1 pseudogene is annotated in these 260 nt (G+C 68.1%); it reads left to right on the top strand.

Going from position 1 to position 260, the window contains the following annotated elements:
* A pseudogene (locus SB751_RS32210) lies at nucleotides 1-260 on the top strand (SMP-30/gluconolaconase/LRE-like region family protein); the annotation flags it as partial.

The following is a 260-nucleotide window of genomic DNA, read 5'->3' as shown; positions in this document are numbered from 1 at the left end:
CCACGACCGGCATCAAGGGCCAGGTGGGCGACAAGCGCTTCACGCGCGTGACCGGCATCGGCAAGGACAGCAGCGGCAATCTCTACGTGCTCAACAATCCGTGGGGCGGCGGCTGGGATCTCGGCCGCAACGGCGGCACCGATATCCACGCGTACAACGCGGCGGGCACGCTGCTCTGGAAGCTTCAGGGCCTGAATTTCGAAGGCGTCGCCGCGCCCGATCCGGTCACCGACGGCGCGCTGTTCTACAGCGGCACCGCG

The organism is Cupriavidus sp. SIMBA_020 (assembly GCF_046535395.1).
GTDB classification, from domain to species: domain Bacteria; phylum Pseudomonadota; class Gammaproteobacteria; order Burkholderiales; family Burkholderiaceae; genus Cupriavidus; species Cupriavidus campinensis.
The sequence above is the reverse complement of the archived record's forward strand: the minus strand, read 5'-3'. Positions and strand labels throughout refer to the sequence as shown.